The following is a 12,806-nucleotide window of genomic DNA, read 5'->3' as shown; positions in this document are numbered from 1 at the left end:
AAATCCCCCTTAAGCGCTGGCACTGATGCCGCTGGCGCTTTATTCTATGCGCTACCCCGAATTTTGTGATTTTCGCCAATGGGCGAAGGCCGTGTACCGGCAAAGGTGCATTCGTTTATACATGGAGAAATTGATGGCTAGCATCAACCTGATTCAACAACTGCAAGAGCGGGGCCTGGTGGCTCAAGTGACGGACGAGGAAGCGTTAGCAGAGCGACTGGCGCAAGGGCCAATTGCACTGTATTGCGGCTTCGATCCGACCGCTGACAGCTTGCATTTGGGCCATCTGGTGCCTCTGCTGTGCCTGAAGCGTTTCCAACTGGCCGGCCATACGCCGGTAGCGTTGGTAGGTGGCGCGACCGGTATGATCGGCGACCCAAGCTTTAAAGCCGCCGAACGCAAACTCAACACCACGGAAACGGTCAACGAATGGGTCGAGAAAATCCGCAAGCAGGTTTCTCCGTTCCTCGATTTCGACTGTGGCAGCAACAGTGCCATTGCGGCCAACAACTACGACTGGTTTGGTGGCATGAACGTGCTGACCTTCCTGCGTGACATCGGTAAACATTTCTCGGTTAACCAGATGATCAACAAGGAAGCGGTCAAGCAGCGCCTGAACCGTGATGATTCCGGCATCTCCTTCACCGAGTTTTCCTACAACCTGTTGCAAGGGTTTGACTTCGCCGAGTTGTACAACCGCCATCAGGTGGAGTTGCAGATCGGGGGTTCTGACCAGTGGGGCAATATCACCTCGGGTATCGATTTGACGCGCCGCATGCACCAGAAACAGGTGTTCGGCCTGACGGTGCCGTTGATCACCAAGGCAGACGGTACCAAGTTTGGCAAGACCGAAGGCGGCGCGGTATGGCTGGCTCCGGAAAAAACCAGCCCGTACAAATTCTACCAGTTCTGGATCAACACCGCGGATGCGGACGTTTATCGTTTCCTGAAGTTCTTCACTTTCCTGAGCATTGAAGAGATTAATGCGCTGGAAGAAGAAGACAAGAACAGCGGCAAAGCACCGCGCGCCCAGTATGTGCTGGCAGAAGAAGTCACCGGTATGGTGCATGGCGCTGAGGGATTGGCCGCGGCGAAACGTATCACCCAGAGCCTGTTCTCCGGTTCACTGCACGAAATGACCGAGGCGGACTTTGCGCAGTTGGCTCAGGATGGCATGCCAACCATCAAGCTGGAAAATGATGCGGATCTGCAACAGGCGCTGGTTAATGCCGAGCTGGTTCCTTCTCGCGGTCAGGCTCGCACCATGATCGGTTCCAACGCAGTGACCATCAACGGTGAGAAGCAATCCAACCCTGAATATCTGTTCAGCGACAGCGATCGCCTGTTTGGCCGTTATACGCTACTGCGTCGCGGCAAAAAGCATTACTGCCTGGTTGACTGGAAATAATCTGTTTTTAATGCTGACAAGGGGCCCAATGTGGCCCCTTTCTTTTATTCAGGCTTTATAGCCCTTCGGCACTCAACGTAGCTGCCACCGCTGGGCGAGCCGCTACGCGATCGAAATAAGCCGTCAGGTGCGCGTGCTTCGTGAGATCAAACTGTAGTGCCTTCGCCCAACGCAATACGGTGAACAAATATGCATCCGCCACGCTGAAACGCTGACCCAACAGGTACTGCTGCTTTTCCAGCACCGAATCCAGATAGCTGAACTGGCTGGCCAGCTTATCGCGGGCGATCGTTTTGTATTCGTCCGGCGTCTTCGGGTTAAACAGCGGGCTGAAGCCCTTGTGCAACTCGGTGGCCACGTAGTTCAGCCATTCGATCGCATGATAACGAGAAAGCGTGCCAGCGGCCGGGATCAGGTTACGATCCGGTACGCGATCTGCCAGGTATTGCACAATCGCCACGCCTTCGGTCAGCAGGCTGCCATCGTCAAGTACCAACGCCGGGACTTGTCCCTTCGGGTTGATCGCCAGATAGTCGGCACCACTTTCGGTTTTCTTGTGTGCTAAATCGACTTTCTCTGCGGTGAAATCCAACCCGGCCTCACGTAACACGATGTGAGGGGACAGGGAACAGGCGCCAGCTTTATAGAACAATTTCATCGAAAACTCCTTGATGGTGATGAAGGACAGGCAGGTTCAACCTCTCATCCTAGTCCTAGGCCGGAAAAATTACAGCGGTTTTACGCACAATATTTTATTACTCCGCCAGGGGGAGTGGTTGCAACTGCGCCAGTAAATCGGCGATTTGCTGCTGCAACGCCTGTGGCGCCGTTTGCATTGGGGAACGAAGCTCGTTTCTTATCAACCCCTGCTGATAAAGCGCCGCTTTAACCGGGCCTGGGTTCGGATAGCTGAACATTTGTTGGATCATCGGCAGCAGGGTATAGAAATTGCTGCGTGCGGCGGCCAGATTGCCTTGCGCGACTTGTTCCACCAGAGCCACAAAGCGTTCCGGGTGCAGGTGTGCCGCTGCGGAAATCGCGCCACTGCCACCCAGGCACAGAGTGGTCAGGATCAGAGGGTCTTCGCCGGTCAGCACGTCGATCTCGCCGTCGTGGATCAGCGCCATGGTGGCCTCGGGGCTGCCGCCACAATCCTTGATCGCTTTGATTTGCGGGTGGCGGGCGAGTTGCCGCAGCGTTTCCAGCTCAAAGGTTGCTCCGGTGCGATAAGGCACATTATACAAAATTACCGGCACGGGAGAGGCATCGGCAAGGCGGGTAAAATACTCCACCAGGCCCGCCTGCGAAGGGCGAATATAGTATGGGGCAGGGATCAGCACACCGGCGATATCGCGCTGGTTGATGGCCTGCTGCATCTGCAAGGTGCTAGCCATGTTATTACCTGAAAGCCCCATGACCACCTGGCGGGCCGGCACTACCTCGAGAACGGCATCCAGCACCGCCAACTGTTCTTCTTTGCTCAGGGCCGCGGCTTCGCCGGTAGAACCGCAGACCACCACGCCAGCGACGCCTTTGGCGATCAAGTGCTGCGCCAGCCTTTTCACGGCCGGGAAATCAACGTCGTCATGATTGAATGGGGTAACCAGAGCTACCCAAATACCGGAAAATGAAGCCATGTAAAACTCCTGCTGCGTGACCGACTAGGAGTCAGATGAGAAAACCAGAGAGGAGTATCGCATTGCACACCATCCAGTCAGCTCATCTGACGGGACAGCGCGCCCCGGTCAAATGAGCGGCTGTTTCTTCGAAGTAAGCGCCAAAGCTTCACCCACGGTCAACGCGGTTTGCTGCGGTGTGGCCTGTTGGATGAAAGGGGACATGGCGATCTCATAACCTGTGAATGTCACCCGATAGTGGACAGGTCACGGTCCGCTGTCAATGGATAACCAGATGATAATAGGGATATTAATAATAGTTGGGTGCAGATGAGTTTGGCTTATCAAACAGAGACCCCGCTAAAGCGGGGTCTGTGATCAACGATGTGGGCGCGTGCTGATGGAGGCAGTCCAACTGAAGGTGGCACCTGTCGGCTGTGCCCGGTTGGCTTTGCGTGCTGCGCGGGTCGCTTTGGCAATCTTTTCACGTGCGGCCATAATGCGATCGATGGCTTCGTCTTTGATTTTATTATGTTCTGAGTTGGTCAACTGGCGCTCGAGGTTTTTGCTTGCTCTGTCCAGATCGGTCTTTACTTCACGTTGTTCGCTTTCTGTCATCTCTTTCAGCGTTAGTCTCTTCATTTTGGCAACCTGTGTTGTGAAGTTGACTTTCAGTGTACAGCATTTCTGGGGAGACAGTTGGAGAATGCACAAATCGATCCTTATCAATAGGCCGGAAGTGAGGAGGGATTACTCATTGCGAGAGTTGCCGTATTTGTTGTCGTACTCGCGCCGATAGCCGCGCGCTTTATTGCGATCGCGGATCCATAGATAGCCGCAAACCAGGGCCACCAGGGTTGAAAATGAAACATTACGCATATCCCGGTCATAATAAAACACCAACAATGCATCCAGCGCCGCCACCAGGGCAATCCACTTATACATGTGCGACTGCCGCCGCGTTGCGGCATTAAGGCGTTTCAACTGTCTGGCTTCATGCAAAACCGGCTTTTGCTGCATAGTCACTCATCATCAATCAGTCCAGTTGCTAAATTAGCAGATTATTCCCGACAGCGTCATAGCGGAAAAGGGCTGTTATGTCACTTTCTACATCGGTTTAAAAATCATGCGTTGACGGATTGAAATCGGCCAAAAACATGATAGGTTATTTATTCATTATTTCCGGTTTTATATTCAGCGAGTGGCGATGATTGTCAGAACCTGGCACGGCTGTGTGCCGTTACAACATCGGCAAGGATTTGCCGATCATTTGCATGTCACAGGCGTCAAGCATGCTAAAGAGATTGCGGGCAACCGTGGGGCTTTTGTCAGGCAAGAGGTGCAGGGAGACTATGCGCATTTCTTTCTGGCAACCTATTGGACCTCGCTGGAGGCCATCAAGTGTTTCGCCGGTGAAGCCTATCAGGTAGCGGTAACTTATCCGGATGATGAAGCCTTCGCGCTGATCTCCGATCCTTACGTGTTTCACCATCAGGTAGATGAAATCGTCGAGCTTTAACCTTGGATTCAACGTTATTTATGCAGGGGACTACGATGAACAGCAAAACAGTACGCCCAGAAGAGATCGTGCAACAGCAGCTTGATGCCTACAATGCCCGTGATATCGACGCCTTTATGGCCTGCTGGGCGGACGATGCGCTGTATTACCAGCATCCGCATACGCTGCTTGCCCGAGGCAAAGGTGAAATTCGTGAGCGTCATATTGCCCGCTTCCAAGAGCCAAGCCTATACGGCGAGCGTATCAAACGTATGGTGGTGGAGAATCTGGTGATCGACCAGGAAGTGGTCACGCGTAATTTTCCACAGGGGCGCGGGAAGATGGACGTCATTGCCATCTATGAGATTGAGCAGGGTAAGATCGCCAAGGCCTGGTTTAAGATTGGGCCTTGTGAACTGGATGAGGGCGCGTTATAGCGCCCCTATGATTTACAGTGCCAAAATGGCTTCGATCTCGACGTTGAGATCTGGCGAAAACAGGGCGCTGACGGCAACCAGAGAACTGGCAGGGAGCGCACCATCCAGATAGTCGAACAGGACGTCACGGATGGCGGCCAGGTCGGCCATCTCGGTCAGAAAAACGGTGATCTTGATCAGTGATTTAAGATTGCTACCTTCGTTGGCGGCCACGGCCGCCAGCTGTTCCAGTATGGCGCGAGCCTGATCTTCTACCGATTGGCCCTGGGCTTCGGTGGCAAAGGCGGTCAGGCCAGAGACATACAGCGTATCGCCGTGGCGTACTGCGTGTACATAGGGCCCACCCGGCTTAGGTAATTTTGCATAGTTGGTGCGTTTTAATGACATGATGACCCCACGAGATGACCAAGAGCACGCACTCATCAGCGCGTGCAGCCGAAAGTTTTGCAGGATGCTGCCGGGTAATACTATCATCCCAGACAGTCGTTCACGCAATAAGGGTGCATAAGGGTGATCAACCAGGCATTTATTCCTTATCTGCAACGCTGGCAACTTGAGCCAGACGGGGCCGCGTTTGAAACCCACAGTAGCCTGTTGATGCCGGTACGCTATCAAATGATGCCCGCAATGCTGAAAATTGCCCGCGAACAGGAAGAAAAATTTGGCGGCCTGCTGATGTGCTGGTGGCGTGGGGAAGGTGCTGCGCGGGTTCTGGCTTGGCATGATGACGGCATTTTGCTGGAAAGGGCGATGGGGCCTTTGTCATTGGCGCAGCTGGTACGCAATGGTGAAGACCAACGGGCAACCGCTATTCTGTGCCAGGTCATTGCCCGATTGCATGCGCCACGAGATGAACCTTATCCCGATCTGATCCCCTTGCATCAGTGGTTTAATGCTTTATGGCCCGCAGCGCAAGCTCACGGAGGCATGCTGCGTCTGAGTGCCACCGCTGCGGCAGAACTGCTGACCAGCCCACGGGATCAAGGGGTGTTACATGGGGATATCCACCATGACAACGTGCTGGATTTTGCCGAACGCGGTTGGCTAGTGATCGATCCCAAGCGCTTGTACGGCGAGCGCGGATTTGATTACGCCAATATCTTCTGCAACCCCAATTACGGTGTCGCCACCGATCCCGATATCTTCCATCGTCGCGTTGAACAGGTTTGCTCGCTGGCTGGATTGGAACGTTGCCGTCTGTTGCAGTGGATCCTGGCATGGGCGGGGCTTTCCGCGGCCTGGTTTTTGGAGGATGGCGAGCAAGCGGATATCGATTTCCGCGTAGCAGAGCTGGCAGCGTGTGCCTTGGGTATCACGTTGCCGCAGGGTGATAGCGGATTTATCCTGCCAATCGTTGAGAACCAATAGCGGAATTCAAGGCATTTTGCGCCGTGGTAATGAGAAAATAGCGTAAGCCAGCACGCCGCCAATCAGCCCCCAGAACGCAGCCCCCACGTTTAACAACGTCAGTCCGGAAGCGGTGATCAGAAAGGTGATCACTGCGGCGTCCCGCTGTTTATCATCCTGGATCGCGCGCTGCAGACTACCGGCTATGGTGCCTAATAATGCCAACCCGGCGATGGTGTGGATCAAGGTTACCGGCAGCGCGCTGAACAGCATGCCGATGGTACCGCCGAACACTCCAGCTAACAGATAAAAGCCACCGGCGACCACGGCGGCCATGTAGCGGCGTTTGGGATCGGGATGAACGTCCGGCCCCATACAGATGGCAGCGGTGATGGCCGCAATACACATTGTGAAGCCGCCAAAGGGTGCCAACACCAGAGCCGTCAGGGCGGTCCAACTGATTAATGGTGAAGTGGGGACGTCATACCCGCCAGCCTTGAGAGTCGCGATGCCAGGCGCGTTTTGCGAGGCCATCGTCACGACAAAGAAAGGGATACCTATGCCCAGCAACGTCGACAGCGTGAAGTGCGGAGCGATAAACTCCGGCTTGGCGAAGGACAGCGTTTGTTGGGTGAAGTGAATGTTACCCTGTAACGCTGCGATGATTAGCCCCGCAAGCAACGTCAGAACGATCCCATAACGCGGCAGATAGCGGCGGGTGAACAGATACACCAGGCACATACTGGCGCTGAGTGTAAAATTGATCTGCAAGGAGGCAAAGGCGTCCAACCCGAAGCGCAGCATTATCCCGGCCAGCATCGCTGCCGATATGGCCTGTGGGATATGGTTCATCAACCTGGCAAACAGGCCGGTGATACCGCACAGCAGGATCAGCCCGCTGGCAAAAATAAATACCCCGATGGCCTCATTGAGCGGGGTTCCAGGCAGACTGGTGACCAGCAACGCGGCGCCGGGCGTCGACCAGGCGGTGAGGATTGGCGTACGGTAATAGAGCGATAGCCCCAGTGAGGTGATACCCATGCCTAAGCCCAGCATGCTCAGCCAGCCGCCAATTTGTGTCGGGCTGGCCCCTGCGGCGGCGGCGGCCTGAAAGATAATCGCTGCAGAACTGGTGTAGCCCACCAACACCGCTACAAAACCTGCGACAACGGCAGAAAAGGAGATATCACGTAATGAGAGTGCAGGGCGCATAATCGCTCCCGAGTAGTGTGCGTTATAACGGTCGAATTGACGGAGCATAGCATCGTGCGCTATAGCGCACAAGGGGCTATAATCACCGCAGGTTTTTCAGGAGAATAGCTATGCAGGATCTTGCCAGTCATTTGGCGCAAACGCTGAAGTCATTACGCACGCAACGCGGTTGGAGCCTTAATCAGGCTGCCGAAAATACGGGCGTCAGCAAGGCGATGCTGGGGCAGATCGAACGGGGCGAATCCAGCCCAACGGTGGCGACCTTATGGAAAATTGCTACCGGGTTTAACGTGGCGTTCTCTGTCTTTCTGGAAACGGCGCCGCTGCAACCGGCGGCTATGTTGCATCGTTATGGCGAGTTGCCAATCTTCAATCAAGACAATGTGGACATGCGTGTGGTGCCGCTGTTCCCATTCGACCGCCAACTGGGTTTTGATATGTTTGTCATCGATTTAGCCCCTGGTGCGCTCAGTGAATCCTCGGCTCATGAGCCGGGGGTGATTGAACATGTCATTGTTATCAGTGGCCAACTGGAATTGGCGATTAACGGCGAGTGGCATACCCTTGCCAGCGGCGAAGCCATGCGTTTCCAGGCGGATTGCCCACATGCGTATCATAATGCCAGCGCAGAGCCGGTACGTATTCACGACTTGATCCATTACCCACAGGTTAAACCGGATTTAATCGCAGCCGTGAATCTTGATATGTAAAGGGTGCTCACGGATCGCCTCCCAGCAAGTTACGGATGGGGCGAACCCCATCCGTGGGATCGCCTTACCGCTGTTTCAGGCAAGACAGAATGGCGGCAATTTCTGTTGTTCCTTGCATGACGCGTAATTCACACAGTGAATCATGTGTTATCCAGGTGACTGCGATCAGCGTCACACAGATAATGGTCAGGCATAAAACCAGCAGTTTTTGCGGCATTCTTAACCTCCTTGTCCCTTGATTTCGGGAATTTTAGAGGATAATCTCACCTTGTTTGGGAGTGAGATCGGCCTCGGATTGATGTAAATCGGTCCGGGGCTTTTCTCTTTCCATCCTTTACTCAATGCTCCAGACGGAAAGATCCAGAGCACCCATCTGCAGTCTACTCAATACCCACGTTGTTGAATGCACTCGATTGTTTAGATAGGGAGGCGTTTCGCAATTTTTCTGTGCATCATAAAAAAACGCCGAAGCTAGGCTCCGGCGTTTTTGAGGTCAGGTTACAGCAGAGATTAGAGAGCAGCAGCTTTCGCTTTTGCTGCCGTATCTTCTGCGGTATCCAGCGTCATGCGGTACAGCTTCGGTGCGGTCAGCATCATCAGCACGGCGATCACCGCCGTGGCGATACCAATCTGCATAAACACGTGACTATAGATAGCCAAAGAAGCATGCGCATCGTTGATGTCGCTTGGGACGGCGGTCAGACCCGCAACCTTACCGGCGATCAGCGCGGCGGCGGCGGTGGTCAGGAACCATGAGCCCATGATAAAGCCCATCAGGCGCTGTGGTACCAACTGGGCGACCATGGCCAGGCCCAGACCCGAGATCATCAACTCACCGATACTCTGCAGCGCATAACTCAAGATTAGCCAGTTAACGGACACTATGCCCTGGTCATTGGCGAAGGTTGCGCCCCACGGCAGCACCAGGAACGCCCCGGAACACAGGATCATGCCGAAGGCAAACTTGTGCGGCATGGGCAGACGATCGCCCATCTTGTTATACAGCGCGGCGAGAATAGGGCTGGCCATCATGATCCAGAACGGGTTCAGTGCCTGATACTGCTCCGGCTCAAAAGCGAGCCCCAGAATATTGTGCTCAACGTTGTGGATAGCAAAGAAGTTCAGTGAGGTTGGCATCTGGCTGTACAACACGAAGAATACCACCGCTTCGAGCATCAGCAGGAAGGCCACGATCATTTTACGACGAGCGGCGCCGTGTAAGGCGAAGGTTTCCTTGGCGAACACGATGACGATACCCACAGAGATGATAGCCAGTGCCCAGCGTGCGATTATCTGGTTGTGCAGCAACCAGCTGGAAACCGCGATCAGTGCTACCACGCCAACGATCACCATCAGCAGTTTTTTGACCTGTAGGGGCTTAAAGTCAGGTTTTGAACCGTATTGCTTCACCCAGCGGTGGCACATCATAAAGTTGACCAGGGTGATCAACATACCCACCACGCTCAGTGAGAAGGCGACGCTCCAGCCATATTTGGCAGCCAACCACGGCGTTGCCAGCATGGAGAAGAATGAGCCGATGTTGACGGACATATAGTACATGGTAAATGCACCGTCCAAACGCGGATCGTCTTTCTCATAGCAGGTAGACAGCAGGGAAGAAGGGTTGGCTTTAAACAGACCGCTACCGACGGCGATGGTGGCCATGCCCAGATAAACCCAGAAGATATCATGACCAGAATAGGCCACCATGGCGTAACCGGCGGCCAGTACGATGGCCCCCAACACGATCACCCGCTTGGAGCCAAGAACTTTATCCCCCAACCAGCCACCAATGGCCACGAAACCGTACACCAGCGCGCTGAATGAGGAGAACAGCGTAATCGAGTCGGCTTCACTCAGGCCCAGCATCTTGACCAGGTAGACCGCCATGATGCCTTGCAGACCGTAGTAGCCGAAACGTTCCCAGAGTTCAATCGAGAAGATCAGGTAGAAGGCCTTAGGTTGCTTAAACGCGTTAAGGCTAATGTTATCCGAAGAATTGTTGTTTGCAGTTGACACTGGTACCTCTGGTTTTTTCACTACCCGTATTGTCAGGACGGGAAATTGCAGAATGTGGTGCAGGGCTGCACCCTTCTGCATTGTTATAGGATGAATGCCGGCGGTTAATGTTCACTATCTTTGTCAACGAGGCAAGCTTTTCGACATGTTCTGTTACATATATCATTAACCACGTCATGTAACTATGTTGCAAATGTTATGCAGTATTAACGTTTGCCATTATTAAATTTGCCGAGTTTTTGTTTTGCTTAAAAGCTATCCTGAAATAATTTAGTTATATCTTCTGCTATTTGTGTCATATCCAGTCCATACCAATGCCCATAACTGTTTATGGCTTGGTTTGTTGTGCATAACATGGAATATATGAAACTTTAGAAAATAGAAGGATCGGTGGTGGGGTTTGTAAATGAGATGTGATCGTCAAGGCGTGAGGTACACCATAATTTTTGACTGATTTTAGGGTTGAAAATATCTGAAACAGCGAGTTTGTGGCGAAATTCCAGATTGCACCAAGGTTAATGCTGCCTGAAGTCACATTTTTGATAAAAACCGGCAGGAAGAGCAGCGGACACGGATCGTCGTGCCCGGCTGGCTCAATCAAGCGGATAGACCTTCTCTTTAAACTCGCACAGGTCTTCGATAATGCATGAACCACAGCGCGGTTTACGGGCGATACAGGTATAGCGACCATGCAGGATAAACCAGTGATGGCAGTCGACTTTAAACTCGGCAGGAACCACTTTCAGCAGCTTTTCCTCCACCTGCTCCACGTTTTTCCCTGGGGCGAAGTGGGTGCGGTTACAGACGCGGAAGATATGGGTATCAACGGCAATGGTTGGCCAACCGAAGGCCGTGTTCAATACCACATTGGCCGTTTTACGCCCCACGCCGGGCAGGGCTTCCAGTGCGGCACGATCTTCCGGCACTTCACCGTCATGCTTTTCCAGCAGGATACGGCAGGTTTTAATCACGTTCTCGGCTTTACTGTTAAACAGGCCGATGGTTTTGATGTACTCTTTGACGCCGTCTACCCCCAACGCCAGTATGGCTGCCGGCGTGTTGGCAACCGGGTAGAGCCTGGCCGTGGCCTTGTTAACGCTGACATCGGTTGCCTGAGCGGAGAGCAGCACGGAAATCAACAGTTCAAAAGGGGTGGTATACACCAGCTCGGTGGTCGGGTGTGGGTCGTTATCCCGCAAGCGGGTCAGGATTTCCAGGCGTTTCTCTTTATTCATAGCGCTTTCTCTATGTGTCCCTGTTCCATGTTAGGTTCAACTGCCAAAGCCCTGGCTTTACGCGCCTTCATTTTTTCGTCAATCAGATATTTGGCTGCCAGCATCAAGCCCAGGCCGATAAAGGCACCCGGTGGCAGCATGGCCAGCAGGAAAGGGGTGTCGAAATGGACAATCTCGATGCGCAACACCTTGGCCCAACCGCCCAGCAGCAGGTCAGCACCATCAAATAGCGTACCATTACCCACCATCTCGCGAAGCGAGCCCAGCACAAACATGGCACTGGTGGCGCCGAGCCCGATGGCCATACCGTCGATCAATGCCAGTCCTACCGGTTTTCGCGCCGCTACTGCTTCAGCCCGGCCCACCACGATGCAGTTGGTGACGATCAGCGGGATAAAAATCCCTAACGACTGATACAGGCCGAAAGCGTAGGCGTTGATCAGCATCTGTACGATACTCACCGCGGCAGCAATGATCATCACATAAATCGGAATGCGGACCTCGCTCGGGATCCAACGGCGCAGAGCGGAAATGGAACCGTTGGTAATGGTCAGCACCAGCGTAGTGGCCAACCCAAGCCCCAAGGCGTTGGTGGCAGTCGACGTCACCGCCAGCAGCGGGCACAGCCCCAATAATTGCACTAACGCGGAGTTGTTTTTCCACAACCCCTGGACGATTAACTCTTTGGCTTCACTCATTCGCTGGCTCCGCAGGCAGGCAAGGTATCCAGTTTAGGCGGCAGCGTCTCCATAAACAACGCTGTACGGCGTACGGCGTTGACTACGGCTCGCGGGGTGATAGTAGCACCGGTGAACTGATCAAACATGCCGCCGTCTTTCTTCACTGCCCAACGTTTATCATCTGGTCCGTCGATCTTTTTACCGCTGAAGAAGGTGATCCAGTCGGTGATACGTAATTCGATTTTGTCGCCCAACCCAGGCGTTTCGTGATGTTCTATCACGCGGGTTCCCAGCACTGTGCCGTTAAAATCGGCCCCGACCAGCAGTTGGATCGCCCCAGAATAACCGTCGGGAGCGGTTGTTTCCAACGCGGCAGCCACCAGTTGGCCATTCTTGCGTGCCAGATACAGATGGTGAGGTGCGCCGTTGCCTAACGCCGGATCGCTGACCAGCAGGCATTCGCTCTGCATATCGTTGTCATAATGCTCCGGTGGCACGACCTGATCCAGCAGCGCTTTCTGTTGCAACGCCGCCTGATGGGCAATGGTAGTTTTGGTTAACTGGTACACCACGGCGGTCAGGCCGGTGGTAACTGCGGCGAATACGGCCAGTGTGGTGCCATGCTTTCTCATGGAATTAAGCAT

16 protein-coding genes are annotated in these 12,806 nt (G+C 53.8%); 5 read left to right on the top strand and 11 right to left on the bottom strand.

Annotated elements, in window-relative coordinates; translation table 11 throughout:
* The first annotated feature begins 133 nt into the window (after nt 1–133).
* Entirely contained in the window at nt 134–1,408 is a 1,275-nt protein-coding gene (gene tyrS / locus ABIE29_RS09830) for a tyrosine--tRNA ligase (protein WP_429618347.1), read from the top strand.
* Between the two features lie 55 nt (nt 1,409–1,463).
* On the opposite strand, the gene gstA is transcribed toward tyrS, so the two are convergent.
* The 4 genes from gstA to ABIE29_RS09810 form a co-directional block, all read right to left on the bottom strand.
* On the bottom strand, nt 1,464–2,066 hold the full coding sequence (gene gstA, locus ABIE29_RS09825) for a glutathione transferase GstA (protein WP_429618346.1): 603 nt from the start codon (nt 2,064–2,066) through the stop codon (nt 1,464–1,466).
* A gap of 97 nt (nt 2,067–2,163) precedes the next feature.
* Nucleotides 2,164–3,045 carry a 4-hydroxy-tetrahydrodipicolinate synthase gene (dapA, locus tag ABIE29_RS09820; RefSeq protein ID WP_429618344.1) on the bottom strand — a complete coding sequence of 294 codons (882 nt, stop codon included), beginning with the start codon at nt 3,043–3,045 and terminating at the stop codon, nt 2,164–2,166.
* A 357-nt stretch (nt 3,046–3,402) separates the two neighbouring features.
* Entirely contained in the window at nt 3,403–3,666 is a 264-nt protein-coding gene (locus ABIE29_RS09815; RefSeq protein ID WP_429618343.1) for a DUF3811 domain-containing protein, read from the bottom strand.
* A gap of 108 nt (nt 3,667–3,774) precedes the next feature.
* Nucleotides 3,775–4,044: a hypothetical protein gene (locus tag ABIE29_RS09810; RefSeq protein WP_429618341.1), complete on the bottom strand. Its 270-nt coding sequence runs from the start codon at nt 4,042–4,044 to the stop codon at nt 3,775–3,777.
* 187 nt (nt 4,045–4,231) lie between these two features.
* Here ABIE29_RS09810 and ABIE29_RS09805 point away from each other — a divergent pair, with 187 nt between their 5' ends.
* The gene (locus ABIE29_RS09805; protein ID WP_071683635.1) at nt 4,232–4,543 is read left to right on the top strand and encodes a hypothetical protein; all 312 of its coding nucleotides are present in this window, start codon (nt 4,232–4,234) and stop codon (nt 4,541–4,543) included.
* A gap of 35 nt (nt 4,544–4,578) precedes the next feature.
* A complete protein-coding gene (locus ABIE29_RS09800) occupies nt 4,579–4,959 on the top strand; it encodes a nuclear transport factor 2 family protein (protein ID WP_429618336.1) in 381 nt (126 codons plus the stop codon).
* Nucleotides 4,960–4,971: 12 nt separating this feature from the next.
* On the opposite strand, the gene ABIE29_RS09795 is transcribed toward ABIE29_RS09800, so the two are convergent.
* Nucleotides 4,972–5,349: a RidA family protein gene (locus ABIE29_RS09795; RefSeq protein ID WP_429618606.1), complete on the bottom strand. Its 378-nt coding sequence runs from the start codon at nt 5,347–5,349 to the stop codon at nt 4,972–4,974.
* A gap of 123 nt (nt 5,350–5,472) precedes the next feature.
* On the opposite strand from ABIE29_RS09795, the gene ABIE29_RS09790 reads away from it, so the two are divergent.
* The gene (locus ABIE29_RS09790) at nt 5,473–6,327 is read left to right on the top strand and encodes an aminoglycoside phosphotransferase family protein (RefSeq protein WP_429618604.1); all 855 of its coding nucleotides are present in this window, start codon (nt 5,473–5,475) and stop codon (nt 6,325–6,327) included.
* Between the two features lie 6 nt (nt 6,328–6,333).
* On the opposite strand, the gene ABIE29_RS09785 is transcribed toward ABIE29_RS09790, so the two are convergent.
* Nucleotides 6,334–7,518 (bottom strand): benzoate/H(+) symporter BenE family transporter, encoded by a 1,185-nt coding sequence (locus ABIE29_RS09785; RefSeq protein ID WP_429618335.1) that lies wholly within the window; start codon nt 7,516–7,518, stop codon nt 6,334–6,336.
* Between the two features lie 110 nt (nt 7,519–7,628).
* Between ABIE29_RS09785 and ABIE29_RS09780 the strand changes: the two genes are divergently transcribed.
* Complete coding sequence (locus ABIE29_RS09780) at nt 7,629–8,228, top strand: helix-turn-helix domain-containing protein (protein ID WP_429618334.1); 600 nt, start codon at nt 7,629–7,631, stop codon at nt 8,226–8,228.
* A 64-nt stretch (nt 8,229–8,292) separates the two neighbouring features.
* Here the strand turns inward: ABIE29_RS09780 and ABIE29_RS09775 are convergent, their stop codons facing one another.
* The 5 genes from ABIE29_RS09775 to rsxG form a co-directional block, all read right to left on the bottom strand.
* Nucleotides 8,293–8,445: a Hok/Gef family protein gene (locus ABIE29_RS09775; RefSeq protein WP_429618332.1), complete on the bottom strand. Its 153-nt coding sequence runs from the start codon at nt 8,443–8,445 to the stop codon at nt 8,293–8,295.
* A gap of 293 nt (nt 8,446–8,738) precedes the next feature.
* A complete protein-coding gene (gene dtpA / locus ABIE29_RS09770) occupies nt 8,739–10,247 on the bottom strand; it encodes a dipeptide/tripeptide permease DtpA (RefSeq protein ID WP_429618331.1) in 1,509 nt (502 codons plus the stop codon).
* 593 nt (nt 10,248–10,840) lie between these two features.
* Nucleotides 10,841–11,482, bottom strand: coding sequence for an endonuclease III (nth, locus tag ABIE29_RS09765; protein ID WP_429618330.1), 642 nt, complete (start codon nt 11,480–11,482; stop codon nt 10,841–10,843).
* Nucleotides 11,479–12,180: an electron transport complex subunit E gene (locus ABIE29_RS09760; RefSeq protein ID WP_429618328.1), complete on the bottom strand. Its 702-nt coding sequence runs from the start codon at nt 12,178–12,180 to the stop codon at nt 11,479–11,481. The genes nth and ABIE29_RS09760 overlap by 4 nt, the downstream gene beginning before the upstream one ends.
* Complete coding sequence (gene rsxG / locus ABIE29_RS09755; protein WP_021804527.1) at nt 12,177–12,806, bottom strand: electron transport complex subunit RsxG; 630 nt, start codon at nt 12,804–12,806, stop codon at nt 12,177–12,179. Before rsxG ends, ABIE29_RS09760 begins: the two co-directional genes overlap by 4 nt.

The sequence above is a fragment of the Serratia sp. 2723 genome, assembly GCF_050434425.1.
Lineage (GTDB): Bacteria > Pseudomonadota > Gammaproteobacteria > Enterobacterales > Enterobacteriaceae > Chania.
Note: the sequence above shows the minus strand (reverse complement) of the source record. Positions and strands in the feature narration are given on the sequence as shown.